Origin of the sequence: Mycolicibacter sinensis, assembly GCF_001667945.1 — a bacterium.
GTDB classification, from domain to species: domain Bacteria; phylum Actinomycetota; class Actinomycetes; order Mycobacteriales; family Mycobacteriaceae; genus Mycobacterium; species Mycobacterium sinense_B.
This window is the reverse complement of the sequence record NZ_LZJK01000127.1, coordinates 1-14,489: the sequence shown is the minus strand read 5'-3', so window position 1 is coordinate 14,489 and position 14,489 is coordinate 1. Positions and strand designations below refer to the sequence as shown.

Sequence of the window (14,489 nt, the reverse complement as noted above, 5' to 3'; positions counted from 1 at the left end):
ACGTGTCCGCACGTCGCCCGGGCGTCGGCTTGTGTTCGGGGATGGAGGTGAGATGACCCGCAGCATGCAGGCGATCGAGGCCCTGCTGGCCGAACACGCCGCGCTGGAAACTCAGCTCGCCGATCCCGAACTGCACAACAATCCGGTCGAGGCCCGCCGGGCCGGGCGCCGCTTCGCCCAGCTGGCGCCCATCGTCGCCACGCACCGCAAACTCGAGTCGGCCCGCGGCGACCTGGAGGCCGCCCGGGAGCTGGCCGCCGACGACGCGTCGTTCGCCGCCGAGGTGCCCGAGCTGGAGGCCCGCGTCGCCGAACTGGACACCGCGCTCACCGACATGCTCGCGCCCCGCGATCCCCACGACGCCGACGACATCGTGCTCGAGGTCAAATCCGGGGAGGGCGGCGAGGAATCGGCGCTGTTCGCCGCCGACCTGGCCCGGATGTACATCCGCTACGCCGAACGGCAGGGCTGGTCGGTGACGGTGCTCGACGAGACCACCTCCGATCTCGGCGGCTACAAAGACGCCACCATCACCATCGCCAGCAAGGGCGACAGCCCCGACGGCGTCTGGTCGAAGATGAAGTTCGAGGGCGGGGTGCACCGCGTGCAGCGGGTCCCGGTCACCGAATCCCAGGGGCGGGTCCACACGTCGGCCGCCGGCGTGCTCGTCTACCCCGAACCCGAAGAGGTCGGCGAGGTACAGATCGACGAGTCGGACCTGCGCATCGACGTCTACCGGTCCTCCGGCAAGGGCGGTCAGGGCGTCAACACCACCGACTCGGCGGTGCGCATCACCCACCTGCCGACCGGGATCGTGGTCACCTGCCAGAACGAGCGGTCTCAGCTGCAGAACAAGACCCGCGCCTTGCAGGTGCTGGCGGCCCGGCTGCAGGCGGTGGCCGAGGAACAGGCACTCGCGGACGCCTCCGCTGACCGCGCCAGCCAGATCCGCACGGTGGACCGCAGCGAGCGCATCCGCACCTACAACTTCCCGGAGAACCGGATCACCGACCACCGCATCGGCTACAAGGCGCACAACCTCGACCAGGTTCTCGACGGGGACCTCGACGCAATGTTCGACGCACTGGCCGCCGCCGACAAAGAATCCCGGTTACAGGGGACGTCGTGAGCGCACTCCGGGACGCGATCGACTCCGCAACTGCCGTCTTCGCCGATGCCGGAATCGACTCGGCCCGCTTCGACGCCGAAGAGCTCGCCGCCCACGTGGCCGGCGTCGACCGCGGCCGCCTGGTGCTGCTGGATCCCCCCGGCGACGTCTTCTTCGGGCGCTACCGGGAATTAGTGGCCGCTCGCCGATCCCGGATCCCGCTCCAGCATCTGATCGGGACCGCGGCGTTCGGTCCGGTGACGCTGCACGTCGGCTCCGGGGTGTTCATTCCGCGACCGGAGACCGAAGCCATGCTCGAATGGTCCTTGAAACAACTTGAGCGACAAGAGCTTCCTGGTTCGCCGGTGATCGTCGACGCCTGCACCGGTTCCGGTGCCCTGGCGATCGCATTGGCCCACAGTATTCCCGGCGCCCGAGTGCTCGCCGTCGACGACTCCGAAACCGCGCTGGGCTACGCGCGTCGCAACTGCGCGACCACGTCGGTGGAAGTGATCCGCGCCGATGTCACTGAGCCTGGTCTGCTCTCAGAGCTGGACGGCCGGGTCGACCTGCTGGTGGCCAACCCGCCCTACATCCCCGACGGCGCCGAGCTGGATCCCGAAGTGGGCCAGCATGACCCGGCGCATGCGCTGTTCGGCGGCCCGGATGGCATGGCGGTGATCACCCCGCTGGCTGCGTTGGCTGCGCGCCTGCTGCGCCCCGGCGGGTTGTTCGCCGTCGAACACGACGACACCACCGCGGCGCCCACCGTCGAAACCGTGCGCGGCACCGGGTCCTTCGACGACGTGGTGTCCCGATCGGACCTGGCCGGACGGCCCCGATTCGTGACGGCAGTCAGGAACGATCAACCATGACAGAGGTTTTCGACTGCGCCGATGTCGAGCAGCGTGCAGCGGGGATCGCGGCGGCGATCGACGCGGTTCGCGGCGGCCGATTGGCGGTGCTGCCCACCGACACCGTCTACGGCATCGGCGCTGATGCGTTCAACGTCGCCGGGGTGACCGCGCTCCTGGCAGCCAAAAGGCGCGGCCGCGACATGCCGGTGGGGGTGCTGGTCGGGTCGTGGAACTCCATCGACGGGCTGGCCCTGGTGGTGCCCGACACCGCCCGCGAGCTGATCCGGGCGTTCTGGCCGGGAGCCATCAGCCTGATCGTCACCCAGGCGCCGTCCCTGCAATGGGACCTGGGCGAAGCCCGCGGCACGGTCATGGTGCGCATGCCGCTGCACCCGGTGGCCCTCGAGGTACTCCAGGCCGTGGGCCCGATGGCGGTGTCGAGCGCCAACGTCTCCGGCAGCGCAGCGGCCGTCGACGCCGCGGAGGCACGCCGCCAACTCGGCGACGCCGTCGACGTCTACCTCGACGCTGGTCCGGCCGAGCAGGGGGAGGCCTCGACGATCGTCGATCTGACCGGTCCCGCCCCGCGCATCGTCCGGAGCGGGCCGATCTCGGCCGAGCAGATCGGGGCGGTGCTGGGGCTGGACCCGGCAGCGCTGACGGAGACGCCGTGACCAGCCTGCTCGCCCTGGCCGATCGTGGTGCCGGCGTGCCGCTGCGCGAGCTCGCGCTGGTCGGGTTGACCGCTGCGATCATCACCTACTTCAGCACCGGGCCGGTCCGCTGGCTGGCCACCCGGTTCGGGGCGGTCGCCTACCCGCGGGAACGCGACGTCCATGTGCAGCCGACCCCGCGGATGGGCGGGTTGGCGATGTACGTCGGCGTCGTCGCCGCGATCTTCCTGGCGTCCCAGCTGCCCGCACTCACCCGCGGCTTCGTCTACTCCACCGGCATGCCGGCGGTGGTGCTGGCCGGCGGGGTGATCATGGGCATCGGCCTGCTCGACGACAAGTGGGGCCTGGATGCACTGACCAAGTTCGCCGGCCAGATCACCGCGGCCAGCGTGCTGGTCACCATGGGGGTGGCCTGGAGTGTGCTCTACATCCCGATCGGCGGGGTCGGCACGGTGGTGCTCGATCAGGTGTCGTCGATCCTGCTCACGTTGGCGCTGACCGTGTCGGTGGTCAACGCGATGAACTTCGTCGACGGCCTCGACGGGCTTGCGGCCGGCCTCGGCCTGATCACCGCGCTGGCGATCTGCATGTTCTCGGTCGGCCTGCTCTCCGATCACGGCGGCGACGTGCTGTTCTACCCGCCGGCGCTGATCTCGGTGGTGCTGGCCGGGGCCTGTCTGGGCTTCCTGCCGCACAACTTCCACCCGGCCAAGATCTTCATGGGCGACTCCGGGTCGATGCTGATCGGGTTGATGCTGGCCGCCGCCTCCACGACCGCCGCGGGGCCGATCTCGCAGAGCGCCTACGGCGCCCGCGACGTCTTCGCACTGCTGTCGCCCTTCCTGCTGGTCGCCGCCGTGGTGTGTGTGCCCGCACTGGACATGCTGCTGGCGATCATCAGGCGCACCCGAGCCGGCCGCAGCCCGTTCAGCCCCGACAAGATGCACCTGCACCACCGGCTGCTGCAGATCGGCCACTCGCACCGCCGGGTGGTGTTGTTGATCTACTTGTGGGTGGCGATCGTCGCGTTCGGAACCGCCGGCACCATCTTCTTCGACCCGCGCTACACCGGGGCGGTGATGCTGGGTGCGATGCTCATCGCGATTGTCGTTACGCTCATCCCGCTGTTGCGTCGCGATGAGGGCCTGGAAGACAGCCCCTACGACGCGCGGTAGTAGCACCGTCTAGGATGGTGTTGTAGGTGGTTCCGCAGCGCGTTCGGGCATCCGATACGCTCGGCGGGCAACTTCACGACAGTGACACAGAGCAAGTCGAGATTGGGGTGAGGCGGTGACGACACCAGCGCAGGACGCGCCGTTGGTGTTTCCCTCCGTGGCCTTTCGGCCACTGCGCCTTTCCGTCATCTGCGCCGTGCTCGCCGCAGTGGCCACGCTGTTGGCCGGATACCTGGGCAACCCGCTCTTCGGAGTTTTCTTCGGAGGCGGCTTGGCGCTGGGCCTCGGCAACGCCTTGCTGGTACGTCGCTCGGTGGAGTCGATCACCGCGAAGGATCACCCGCTCAAATCGCAGATGGCGCTGAACTCCGCGACCCGGCTGCTGGTCATCAGTGTCGTGGGCTTGGGGATCGCCTACCTGTTCCGGCCGCTCGGTCTGGGTGTGCTGGCCGGGCTGGCACTGTTCGAGGTGCTGCTGGTGGCAACCACCGCGTTGCCGGTGTTGAAGGAACTTCGCCGCTCCGCAGCGGCTGATGCGTCAGAGGGCTTTGAGGGCACCGAAGGGACGGCACAGTAGTAATGATCGAGACCACCCTGGCCGAAGCCAAGATCGAGGTCGGCCACCACGAGACCGCCGTCTGGCCGTTGCTCGGGACGGTCAACGTCGACACCATCCTGGCGAGCGCGATCGCTGCCGTGATCGTCATCGCGCTGGCGTTCTACCTGCGGGCCAAGGTCACCTCCACCGGGGTTCCCGGCGGCGTGCAGTTGTTCTTCGAGGCCATCACCGTTCAGATGCGCAACCAGATCGAAGGCGCGATCGGCATGCGCATCGCGCCGTTCGTGCTGCCGGTGGCCGTCACGATCTTCGTGTTCATCCTCGTGTCGAACTGGCTGTCGGTGCTGCCCTTGCAGTTCTCGGACGAGTCCGGCGCCGCCAAAGAGCTGTTCGCGCCACCAGCGGCCGACATCAACTACGTGCTGGCGTTGGCGCTGTTCGTGTTCCTCTGCTACCACCTGGCCGGGTTCTGGCGCCGTGGCCTGCTGGGCCACCCGTGGCGGGTGCTCAAGGGACACGTCGCCTTCCTGGCGCCGATCAACCTGGTCGAGGAGATCGCGAAGCCGATCTCGCTGTCGCTGCGACTTTTCGGCAACATCTTCGCCGGCGGCATCCTGGTCGGCTTGATCGCGCTGTTCCCGCCCTATGTGCTGTGGGCCCCCAACGCGATATGGAAAGCGTTCGACTTGTTCGTCGGGCTGATCCAGGCGTTCATCTTCGCGCTGCTGACCATCTTGTACTTCTCGCAGGCGATGGAGCTAGAAGATCATGCAGACCACTAGCAAGCCCGACACCACAACAAAGACCTGGTAGAGAACTACCAGCTAGCAAGGAGGAATAAGGTATGGACCCCCAAATCGCAATGGGTGCCCTCATCGGCGGCGGTCTGATCATGGCCGGTGGCGCGATCGGTGCCGGTATCGGTGACGGCATCGCGGGCAATGCGCTGATCTCCGGAATCGCCCGGCAGCCCGAGGCTCAGGGCCGGCTGTTCACCCCGTTCTTCATCACGGTCGGTCTGGTCGAGGCGGCCTACTTCATCAACCTGGCGTTCATGGCGCTGTTCGTCTTCGCCACTCCGGTCAAGTAGTCCGCTCCTATGGGTGACATGAGCGCTGTCGTCCTGGCCGCGACCCGCCAGGTCGCCGAGGGAGGCGAGGGAGGCGAAACCAGCAACTTCCTCATCCCCAACGGCACCTTCTTCGTCGTGCTGGGCATTTTCTTGATCGTGCTCGGTGTGATCGGCACCTTCGTGGTGCCGCCGATCATGAGGGTGTTGCGGGAGCGCGACAACATGGTCACCAAGACCCTCGCCGACAACCGGGAGTCAGCCGAGCAGTTCGCGGCCGCCGACGCCGACTACGAAAAGCAGATGGCGGCTGCGCGGCTGGAGGCGTCAACGGTTCGGGACGAGGCTCGGGCCGAGGGCCGCAAGGCCATCGAGGAGCAGCGGTCGGCAGCGGAGGCGGAGGTGGCCTCGACATTGCAGGCCGCCACCGAGCAACTCAAGCAGGAAGGCGATGCGGTGAGTGAGCAGCTGCAGGCCCGGGTGGCAACCTTGTCGGCCACCCTGGCCAGTCGGATTCTCGGCGTGGACGCCGAGGCACTCTCCGCGGCGAGCACGGGGCGGTAGCAACAAAGATGTCGACATTCATCGGGCAGCTGGTCGGCTTTGCCGTCATCGTCTGGCTGTTGGTCAAGTTCGTCGTTCCACCGGTGCGCAAGCTGATGGCCGACCAGCAGGAGTCGGTGCGCCGGCAGCTGGAAGAGGCTGCGGCAGCGGCGGCCCGGCTGGCCGAGGCCGGCCAGGCGCACTCCACGGCGCTTGCCAACGCGGAGACCGAGGCGCAGCGGGTCAGGACCGAGGCCCGCACCGATGCGGAGCGGATCGCGGAGCAACTGCGCGGCCAAGCCGGCGTCGAGGCCGAACGCGTCAAGGCTGCCGGCGGCCAGCAGGTGGGTCTGATGCGTGCCCAGTTGGTCCGCGAGCTGCGCTCCGAGCTCGGCGCCGAAGCGGTGCAGCGGGCGGCCGAGCTGGTGCGCGACTACGTCGCCGACCCGCAACGGCAGGCCGGCACCGTCGACCGGTTCCTCGACGAACTCGACGCCATGGCGCCGAAGTCGGTCGACGTCGAATCGCCGATCCAGGCCCGCATGCGCTCCGCCAGCCGGGAGGCTCTGGCCGGCTTGTTGGACAAGTTCAGCGAGGTGGCAGGCGGCCTGGACGAGCAGGGCTTGTCCGCCCTGGCCGGTGACCTGACCGCGGTCGCCGAATTGCTGGCGCGCGAGACCGTGGTGACCCGCCACCTGACCGTGCCGACCGAAGACGCCGCGCCGAAGGTGCGCCTGGTGCAGCGGCTGTTCTCCGACAAGATCGGCGCTTCCGCCCTGACGCTGGTGACCGACGCCGCCTCGGCCCGGTGGTCCACCGAGGCCGACCTGATCGCTGCCGTCGAACACGTCGCCCGCCAGGCGCTGCTGCTCTCAGCCGAGCGCAACGGCACGGCCGATGAGGTGGAGGACCAGTTGTTCCGGTTCTCCCGCGTGCTCGACGCGCAACCCCGGCTCGACACCCTGCTCAGTGACACCGCGTCACCGGCGGCCGGCCGGGTCGGATTGCTGCGCAACGTCATCAGTGGTGGCAGTGGTGCCAACTCGATCACGACCGCGCTGCTCGAGCAGACCATCCGGTTGCTGCGCGCGCAGTCCGCGCACCAGGCCGTCACCGAGCTCGCCCAGATCGCGGTGGCACGGCGCGGCGAGGTGGTGGCGCACGTCGGCGCGGCCGCCGACCTCAGCGACGCCCAGCGCACCCGGCTCAACACCGTGCTGAGCCGGATCTACAACCACCCGGTGCGTGTGCAGGTCGGCATCGACCCCGCACTGCTGGGCGGGCTGGCGATCTCGGTCGGCGACGAGGTGATCGACGGGACGCTGTCGTCGCGCCTGGCCGCTGCAAAGACGCAATTGCCCGACTGACCCAAGACTGATCCCGGTCTAAGACCCACAACCCATAATTCGAGGCAGGAAGACGAAAAGCCATGGCAGAGTTGACAATCTCCTCTGACGACATTCAGGGGGCGATCGAGGAGTACGTGAGCTCCTTCAGCGCCGACACCGCGCGCGAGGAGGTCGGCACCGTCATCGACGCTGGCGACGGCATCGCACACGTCGAAGGCCTGCCGTCGGTGATGACCCAGGAGCTCCTGGAGTTCCCCGGCGGGGTGCTGGGCGTGGCCCTGAACCTCGACGAGCACAACGTCGGCGCGGTGATCCTGGGCGACTTCGAGAACATCGAAGAGGGCCAGCAGGTCAAGCGCACCGGTGAGGTGCTCTCGGTGCCGGTCGGCGACGGCTTCCTCGGTCGCGTGGTCAACCCGCTCGGCCAGCCGATCGACGCCCGCGGCGAGATCGAGTCCGAGACCCGTCGTCCGCTGGAGATGCAGGCGCCCTCGGTGGTGCAGCGCCAGAGCGTGTCCGAGCCGCTGCAGACCGGTATCAAGGCCGTCGACGCCATGACCCCGATCGGCCGCGGCCAGCGCCAGCTGATCATCGGCGACCGCAAGACCGGCAAGACCGCGCTGTGCGTGGACACCATCCTCAACCAGCGCCAGAACTGGGAGACCGGCGACCCCAACCAGCAGGTCCGCTGCGTGTACGTCGCGATCGGACAGAAGGGCACCACCATCGCCAGCGTGCGCCGCGCGCTGGAAGAGGGCGGCGCCATGGACTACACCACGATCGTCGCCGCGCCGGCGTCGGACTCCGCCGGCTTCAAGTGGCTGGCCCCTTACACCGGTTCGGCGATCGCCCAGCACTGGATGTACCAGGGCAAGCACGTGCTGATCGTGTTCGACGACCTGACCAAGCAGGCCGAGGCCTACCGCGCCATCTCGCTGCTGCTGCGCCGCCCGCCGGGCCGCGAGGCCTACCCGGGCGACGTGTTCTACCTGCACTCCCGGCTGCTGGAGCGCTGCGCGAAGCTCTCCGACGAACTGGGTGGTGGTTCGCTGACCGGCCTGCCGATCATCGAGACCAAGGCCAACGACATCTCGGCCTACATCCCGACCAACGTCATCTCGATCACCGACGGCCAGTGCTTCCTGGAGAGCGACCTGTTCAACCAGGGTGTCCGCCCGGCCATCAACGTCGGTGTGTCGGTGTCCCGCGTCGGTGGCGCCGCGCAGATCAAGGCGATGAAGGAGGTGGCCGGCTCGCTGCGTCTGGACCTGTCGCAGTACCGCGAGCTCGAGGCCTTCGCCGCCTTCGCCTCCGACCTGGACGCCACCAGCAAGGCGCAGCTGGACCGGGGTGCTCGGCTGGTGGAGCTGCTCAAGCAGCCCCAGTACGCGCCGATGCCGGTCGAGGAGCAGGTGGTCTCGATCTTCCTGGGCACCGAGGGGCACCTGGACTCGGTGCCGGTCGAGGACGTGGGTCGCTTCGAATCCGAACTGCTGGACCACATCCGGGCCTCCGAGAGCGGTCTGTTGAGCGGGATCCGCGAGTCGAAGAAGCTGTCCGAGGAAGCCAGCGAGAAGCTGGTCGAGGTCATCAACCAGTTCAAGAAGGGCTTCGCCGCCACTGATGGCAGCTCGGTGGTGCCCGACGAACACGTTGAGGCGCTCGACGAGGACAAGCTCGGCAAGGAAGCGGTGCAGGTCCGCAAGGCCGCGCCGGCGAAGAAGAAGTAACGCCGCTATGGCAGCCACACTTCGGGAACTACGCGGGCGGATCCGCTCGGCCGGGTCGATCAAGAAGATCACCAAGGCCCAGGAGCTGATCGCCACCTCGCGTATCGGTCGGGCGCAGGCCCGGCTCGAAACGGCGCGGCCGTACGCCACCGAGATCACCCGGATGCTCACGACATTGGCCGCCGAAGCGGCCCTGGACCACCCCCTGCTGGTCGAGCGCAGCCAGCCCAAGCGGGCGGGTGTCCTGGTGGTGTCGTCCGACCGTGGTCTGTGTGGCGGGTACAACGCCAACGTCTTCCGCCGGGCCGAGGAGCTGTTCGCCTTGCTGCGGTCGGAGGGCAAGGACCCGGTTCTCTACGTCGTCGGCCGTAAGGCGCTGGCTTACTACAGCTTCCGCAACTGGACGGTCACCGACTCGTGGACCGGCTTCTCCGAGCAGCCGACCTACGAGAACGCCGCCGAGATCGCCTCGACGCTGGTCGACGCGTTCATGTCCGGTGTCGACGACGACGGCAACGACCCGGGTGCGGACGGGGTGCTGGGCGTGGACGAGCTGCACATTGTGGCCACCGACTTCCGCTCGATGCTGTCGCAGTCGGCCGAGGCACGCCGGATCGCCCCGATGCTGGTGGAGTACGTCGGCGAGGAGAGCGGTCCGCGGACCCTGTACTCCTTCGAGCCGGACGCCACCACGCTGTTCGACTCGCTGCTGCCGCGGTATCTGACCACCCGCGTGTACGCGGCGCTGCTCGACTCGGCGGCATCGGAGCTGGCCTCGCGTCAGCGCGCCATGAAGTCGGCGACCGACAACGCCGACGACCTGATCAAAGCGCTGACGCTGGAGGCCAACCGCGAGCGCCAGGCCCAGATCACCCAGGAAATCAGCGAAATCGTCGGCGGTGCGAACGCCCTCGCCGACGCCGCCCGGTAAGCCCCCGCTAAGCCACTGAGGAAGCGAAGAAGATAATGACTGTTACCGCTGACAAGACAACCGCCGGCCGCGTGGTGCGCGTAACCGGCCCCGTCGTCGACGTCGAGTTCCCTCGGGGCGCGGTGCCCGAGCTGTTCAATGCGCTGCACGCCGAGATCACCTTCGAGGAGCTGGCGAAGACGCTGACCCTCGAGGTCGCCCAGCACCTGGGTGACAACCTGGTGCGCTGCATCTCGATGCAGCCCACCGACGGCCTGGTGCGTGGTGTCGAGGTGACCGACACCGGGGCGGCGATCTCGGTGCCCGTCGGCCATGACGTCAAGGGCCACGTGTTCAACGCCCTGGGCCACTGCTTGGACAAGCCCGGCTACGGCGAGGACTTCGAGCACTGGGCGATTCACCGCAAGCCACCGGCCTTCAACGAGCTGGAACCGCGCACCGAGATGCTCGAGACCGGTCTGAAGGTCGTCGACCTGCTCACCCCGTACGTGCGCGGCGGCAAGATCGCTCTGTTCGGCGGTGCCGGTGTGGGCAAGACGGTGCTGATCCAGGAGATGATCAACCGCATCGCCCGCAACTTCGGTGGTACCTCGGTGTTCGCCGGGGTGGGGGAGCGTACCCGTGAGGGCAACGACCTGTGGGTCGAGCTCGAGGACGCCAACGTGCTCAAGGACACCGCGCTGGTGTTCGGTCAGATGGACGAGCCGCCGGGCACTCGTATGCGGGTGGCGCTGTCGGCGCTGACCATGGCCGAGTGGTTCCGCGACGAGGCGGGCCAGGACGTGCTGCTGTTCATCGACAACATCTTCCGGTTCACCCAGGCCGGCTCCGAGGTCTCGACCCTGCTGGGCCGGATGCCCTCGGCCGTGGGTTACCAGCCCACCCTGGCCGACGAGATGGGTGAGCTGCAGGAGCGGATCACCTCGACGCGCGGTCGGTCCATCACCTCGATGCAGGCCGTGTACGTGCCCGCCGACGACTACACCGACCCGGCGCCGGCGACCACGTTCGCGCACCTGGACGCGACCACCGAGCTGAGCCGTGCGGTGTTCTCCAAGGGCATCTTCCCGGCGGTGGACCCGCTGGCGTCCAGCTCGACCATTCTGGACCCGGCCGTGGTCGGCGAGGAGCACTACCGGGTCGCCCAGGAGGTCATCCGGATCCTGCAGCGTTACAAGGACCTGCAGGACATCATCGCCATTCTGGGTATCGACGAGCTGTCCGAAGAGGACAAGCAGCTGGTTGGCCGGGCCCGGCGCATCGAGCGGTTCCTGAGCCAGAACATGATGGCGGCCGAGCAGTTCACCGGCCAGCCCGGTTCGACGGTGCCGCTCAAGGAGACCATCGAGGCCTTCGACCGCCTGACCAAGGGCGACTTCGACCACTTGCCCGAGCAGGCGTTCTTCCTGATCGGTGGTCTCGACGACCTGGCCAAGAAGGCCGAGAGCCTGGGCGCCAAGCTGTGACGACCCGGAATCTTGTGGCGGCGAAAGGCGGTGGGTAATGGCCGAGCTTGACGTCGACATCGTCGCGGTCGACCGCAAGGTGTGGTCGGGCAAGGCGACGTTCATCTTCACCAGGACCACCGTCGGTGAGATCGGCATCATGCCGGGGCACATCCCGCTGGTCGCCGAACTCGTCGATGACGCGATGGTGCGGGTGGACCGCGTGGAGGAGGGCGAGCTGCGGCTGGCCGTGCACGGCGGATTTCTGTCGGTCACCGATGAGGGCGTCAGCATTCTGGCCGAATCCGTCGACTTCGCCGCGGAGATCGACGAGGCGACTGCACGCCACGACGCCAACTCCAACGATCCGAAGTTGGCGGCACAGGGCCGGGCCAGGCTGCGCGCCCTGGGTGTGATCGATTAGCGGGGCATGAGTCGATGAGCACGCCCATGATGTGCATGGTCGTGCTCGTCGCCGTGCTCTTCGGCGCCGTGCTGGCGCTGAGCTACCGGCTGTGGAAGCTGCGTCAGGGCGGCACCGCGGCGATCATGCGCGACCTGCCGGCGGTCGGTGGACACGGTTGGCGTCACGGCGTGGTCCGTTATCGCGGCGGTGAAGCAGCCTTCTACCGGCTCTCCAGTGTGCGACTGTGGCCGGACCGCCGGCTGTCGCGCCGCGGCGTGGATGTGGTGTCGCGGCGCGCTCCCCGCGGTGATGAGTTCGACATCATGACTGACGAGATCGTGGTGCTCGAACTGTGCGACACCACCCAAGATCGTCGGGCCGGTTTCGAGATAGCGCTGGACCGCGGCGCCCGCACCGCGTTCTTATCCTGGCTGGAGGCCCGCCCGTCTCCGCGGTCCCGCCGGCACAGTTACTGAGCAGCCGAAACCGCTCGGCGCGGACTCACTTTTCGGGACGATCCTGACGATCGCCGCCGGGTTGCCAGAGCACGTCGCCATCGGGGTTGGCCACCCGGCACAGCACGAACATCAAGTCCGACAACCGATTCAGGTATTTCGCGGGCAGGATCGACACCCCGTCGGCATGGGTTTCGACGGCCGCCCACGCCGACCGCTCCGCGCGGCGCACCGCGGTGCGGGCCACGTGCAGCAACGTCGAGAGCGGAGAACCGCCCGGCAGGATGAACGAGTTCAACGCCGGCAGCGGCTCGTTGTATTCGTCGCACCACGCTTCGACGCGGTCGATGTAGTCGCCGGTGATCCGCAGCGGCGGATACTTGGGGTTCTCCACCACCGGAGTGGCCAGGTCGGCGCCGGTGTCGAACAGATCGTTCTGGATGTGCAGCAGTGTTGACCTGACCGGGTCGGCGGGCTTGCCCAGCGCGACCGCGACACCGATGGCGGCGTTGGCTTCCTCACAATCGGCGTAGGCCACCAGGCGGGGATCGGTCTTGGGGACCCGCGAGAAGTCGCTCAATCCGGTGGTGCCGTCGTCGCCGGTACGCGTGTAGACGCGGGTGATATGCACTGCCATGGTCCAAACCGTACCGGGGCCGGCAAGCGGGGCGAGGAGGGCCGGTCAGCGCCGGGTTTCATTCGGGATCAGGGTCGAATCCTCACTAGACTGACGCGCGTGGGTGAGCGTTTCGTGGTTACCGGCGGCAATCGGTTGTCCGGTGAAGTCGCCGTGGGCGGTGCTAAGAACAGCGTCCTCAAACTGATGGCTGCGGCGCTGCTGGCAGAGGGCACCAGCACCATCACCAACTGCCCCGACATTCTCGACGTGCCGCTGATGGCCGAGGTGCTGCGCGGCCTGGGCGCCAACGTCGAGCTCGACGGGACCACGGTGCGGATCACCTCGCCGGATGAACCCAAGTACGACGCGGACTTCGCCGCGGTGCGGCAGTTCCGGGCATCGGTATGCGTGCTCGGGCCGCTGGTGGGCCGCTGCCTACGCGCGAAGGTCGCACTGCCCGGCGGTGACGCGATCGGGTCCCGTCCACTCGATATGCATCAGGCCGGCCTGCGCCAGCTGGGCGCTACCTGCAATATCGAGCACGGCTGTGTGGTCGCCCACGCCGACGCACTGCGCGGCGCCGAGATTCAGCTGGAGTTTCCCTCGGTCGGCGCCACGGAGAACATCTTGATGGCCGCGGTGCTGGCCGAGGGCGTCACGACCATCCACAATGCTGCGCGCGAACCCGACGTGGTCGACCTGTGCACGATGCTGAACCAGATGGGGGCCCAGGTCGAAGGTGCCGGCTCGCCGACGCTGAGGATCACCGGGGTGCCGCGCTTGCACCCGACCCAACACGAGGTGATCGGCGACCGGATCGTCGCCGCCACCTGGGCGATCGCGGCGGTGATGACCCGCGGCGACATCTCGGTGACCGGTGTCGACCCGGCCCACCTGCAGCTCGTCCTGCACAAGTTGCACGACGCGGGGGCAACCGTGACCCAGTCCGACAACGGCTTCCGGGTGGTCCAGTACGAACGGCCCAAGGCGGTCAACGTCGCGACCCTGCCGTTCCCCGGTTTCCCCACCGACCTGCAGCCGATGGCGATCGGCCTGGCGGCGATCGCCGACGGCACATCGATGATCACCGAGAACGTCTTCGAGGCAAGGTTCCGATTCGTCGAGGAGATGATCCGCCTGGGCGCCGACGCCCGCACCGACGGACACCACGCGGTGGTGCGCGGGCTGCCGCAGCTCTCCAGCGCGCCGGTGTGGGCCTCCGACATCCGAGCCGGCGCCGGTCTGGTCCTTGCGGGCCTGGTCGCAGACGGTGACACCGAGGTCCACGACGTCTATCACATCGATCGCGGCTACCCGTTGTTCGTGGAGTACCTGGCCGGTCTCGGCGCCGAAATCGAGCGTGTAAGATAGGTCAGGCCGGCGCGCCGCACGCGGAACGCCGAGCCGTCTGGAAGACCTTCCGGTAGCCCCGAAAACGTCGGAGTTGACTCAGCTCCGGCTACCGAGTAGAGTAGCGGGGTTGCCTGAAACCGGGCGTGTTGTTTGAGAACTCAATAGTGTGTTTGGTGGTTTTTGTTTGTTGTTGTTTTGCCACATCCTTGGCGCCCC

16 protein-coding genes are annotated in these 14,489 nt (G+C 67.8%); 15 read left to right on the top strand and 1 reads right to left on the bottom strand.

Annotated elements, in window-relative coordinates; genetic code table 11:
- The first annotated feature begins 52 nt into the window (after window positions 1-52).
- The 14 genes from prfA to A5694_RS16380 all read left to right on the top strand — a co-directional run bounded on the left by prfA (window position 53) and on the right by A5694_RS16380 (window position 12,322).
- A complete protein-coding gene (prfA, locus tag A5694_RS16445; protein WP_064923074.1) occupies window positions 53-1,129 on the top strand; it encodes a peptide chain release factor 1 in 1,077 nt (358 codons plus the stop codon).
- Window positions 1,126-1,983, top strand: a complete 858-nt coding sequence (prmC, locus tag A5694_RS16440; RefSeq protein WP_064923073.1) for a peptide chain release factor N(5)-glutamine methyltransferase — start codon at window positions 1,126-1,128, stop codon at window positions 1,981-1,983. The genes prfA and prmC overlap by 4 nt, the downstream gene beginning before the upstream one ends.
- Window positions 1,980-2,639, top strand: coding sequence for an L-threonylcarbamoyladenylate synthase (locus A5694_RS16435; RefSeq protein ID WP_064923071.1), 660 nt, complete (start codon window positions 1,980-1,982; stop codon window positions 2,637-2,639). Before prmC ends, A5694_RS16435 begins: the two co-directional genes overlap by 4 nt.
- Window positions 2,636-3,814, top strand: coding sequence for a glycosyltransferase family 4 protein (locus A5694_RS16430; RefSeq protein WP_185746651.1), 1,179 nt, complete (start codon window positions 2,636-2,638; stop codon window positions 3,812-3,814). Before A5694_RS16435 ends, A5694_RS16430 begins: the two co-directional genes overlap by 4 nt.
- A 115-nt stretch (window positions 3,815-3,929) precedes the next feature.
- Window positions 3,930-4,391 (top strand): ATP synthase subunit I, encoded by a 462-nt coding sequence (locus tag A5694_RS16425; RefSeq protein ID WP_064923069.1) that lies wholly within the window; start codon window positions 3,930-3,932, stop codon window positions 4,389-4,391.
- Window positions 4,392-4,393: 2 nt separating this feature from the next.
- Window positions 4,394-5,155: a F0F1 ATP synthase subunit A gene (gene atpB / locus A5694_RS16420; protein ID WP_064923067.1), complete on the top strand. Its 762-nt coding sequence runs from the start codon at window positions 4,394-4,396 to the stop codon at window positions 5,153-5,155.
- 62 nt (window positions 5,156-5,217) lie between these two features.
- A complete protein-coding gene (locus A5694_RS16415; protein WP_064923065.1) occupies window positions 5,218-5,463 on the top strand; it encodes a F0F1 ATP synthase subunit C in 246 nt (81 codons plus the stop codon).
- Window positions 5,464-5,472: 9 nt separating this feature from the next.
- Window positions 5,473-6,006 carry a F0F1 ATP synthase subunit B gene (locus tag A5694_RS16410; protein WP_064923064.1) on the top strand — a complete coding sequence of 178 codons (534 nt, stop codon included), beginning with the start codon at window positions 5,473-5,475 and terminating at the stop codon, window positions 6,004-6,006.
- 8 nt (window positions 6,007-6,014) lie between these two features.
- On the top strand, window positions 6,015-7,352 hold the full coding sequence (locus A5694_RS16405) for a F0F1 ATP synthase subunit B/delta (RefSeq protein ID WP_064923062.1): 1,338 nt from the start codon (window positions 6,015-6,017) through the stop codon (window positions 7,350-7,352).
- Between the two features lie 62 nt (window positions 7,353-7,414).
- Window positions 7,415-9,064 carry a F0F1 ATP synthase subunit alpha gene (gene atpA / locus A5694_RS16400; RefSeq protein WP_064923059.1) on the top strand — a complete coding sequence of 550 codons (1,650 nt, stop codon included), beginning with the start codon at window positions 7,415-7,417 and terminating at the stop codon, window positions 9,062-9,064.
- A gap of 7 nt (window positions 9,065-9,071) precedes the next feature.
- Entirely contained in the window at window positions 9,072-9,995 is a 924-nt protein-coding gene (locus A5694_RS16395) for a F0F1 ATP synthase subunit gamma (RefSeq protein WP_064923057.1), read from the top strand.
- Window positions 9,996-10,030: 35 nt separating this feature from the next.
- Window positions 10,031-11,461, top strand: coding sequence for a F0F1 ATP synthase subunit beta (atpD, locus tag A5694_RS16390; RefSeq protein WP_064923056.1), 1,431 nt, complete (start codon window positions 10,031-10,033; stop codon window positions 11,459-11,461).
- 37 nt (window positions 11,462-11,498) lie between these two features.
- Window positions 11,499-11,864 carry a F0F1 ATP synthase subunit epsilon gene (locus A5694_RS16385; RefSeq protein WP_064923054.1) on the top strand — a complete coding sequence of 122 codons (366 nt, stop codon included), beginning with the start codon at window positions 11,499-11,501 and terminating at the stop codon, window positions 11,862-11,864.
- Between the two features lie 14 nt (window positions 11,865-11,878).
- Window positions 11,879-12,322, top strand: a complete 444-nt coding sequence (locus tag A5694_RS16380; RefSeq protein ID WP_064923052.1) for a DUF2550 domain-containing protein — start codon at window positions 11,879-11,881, stop codon at window positions 12,320-12,322.
- A gap of 25 nt (window positions 12,323-12,347) precedes the next feature.
- Here A5694_RS16380 and A5694_RS16375 read toward each other — a convergent pair whose 3' ends face one another.
- On the bottom strand, window positions 12,348-12,938 hold the full coding sequence (locus tag A5694_RS16375) for a cob(I)yrinic acid a,c-diamide adenosyltransferase (RefSeq protein ID WP_064923050.1): 591 nt from the start codon (window positions 12,936-12,938) through the stop codon (window positions 12,348-12,350).
- A 99-nt stretch (window positions 12,939-13,037) separates the two neighbouring features.
- Here A5694_RS16375 and murA point away from each other — a divergent pair, with 99 nt between their 5' ends.
- Window positions 13,038-14,291, top strand: coding sequence for a UDP-N-acetylglucosamine 1-carboxyvinyltransferase (gene murA / locus A5694_RS16370; protein WP_064923048.1), 1,254 nt, complete (start codon window positions 13,038-13,040; stop codon window positions 14,289-14,291).
- Window positions 14,292-14,489: the final 198 nt, after the last annotated feature.

Excerpts from the sequence above, each read along its gene's own strand:
- prfA (WP_064923074.1), top strand. The coding sequence starts at position 53 with ATGACCCGCAGCATGCAGGCGATCGAGGCCCTGCTGGCCGAACACGCC.
- atpD (WP_064923056.1), top strand. The coding sequence starts at position 10,031 with ATGACTGTTACCGCTGACAAGACAACCGCCGGCCGCGTGGTGCGCGTA.
- A5694_RS16415 (WP_064923065.1), top strand. The coding sequence starts at position 5,218 with ATGGACCCCCAAATCGCAATGGGTGCCCTCATCGGCGGCGGTCTGATC.
- atpA (WP_064923059.1), top strand. The coding sequence starts at position 7,415 with ATGGCAGAGTTGACAATCTCCTCTGACGACATTCAGGGGGCGATCGAG.
- A5694_RS16435 (WP_064923071.1), top strand. The coding sequence starts at position 1,980 with ATGACAGAGGTTTTCGACTGCGCCGATGTCGAGCAGCGTGCAGCGGGG.
- A5694_RS16395 (WP_064923057.1), top strand. The coding sequence starts at position 9,072 with ATGGCAGCCACACTTCGGGAACTACGCGGGCGGATCCGCTCGGCCGGG.
- A5694_RS16385 (WP_064923054.1), top strand. The coding sequence starts at position 11,499 with ATGGCCGAGCTTGACGTCGACATCGTCGCGGTCGACCGCAAGGTGTGG.
- A5694_RS16410 (WP_064923064.1), top strand. The coding sequence starts at position 5,473 with ATGGGTGACATGAGCGCTGTCGTCCTGGCCGCGACCCGCCAGGTCGCC.
- A5694_RS16405 (WP_064923062.1), top strand. The coding sequence starts at position 6,015 with ATGTCGACATTCATCGGGCAGCTGGTCGGCTTTGCCGTCATCGTCTGG.
- atpB (WP_064923067.1), top strand. The coding sequence starts at position 4,394 with ATGATCGAGACCACCCTGGCCGAAGCCAAGATCGAGGTCGGCCACCAC.
- A5694_RS16380 (WP_064923052.1), top strand. The coding sequence starts at position 11,879 with ATGAGCACGCCCATGATGTGCATGGTCGTGCTCGTCGCCGTGCTCTTC.
- A5694_RS16375 (WP_064923050.1), bottom strand. The coding sequence starts at position 12,938 with ATGGCAGTGCATATCACCCGCGTCTACACGCGTACCGGCGACGACGGC.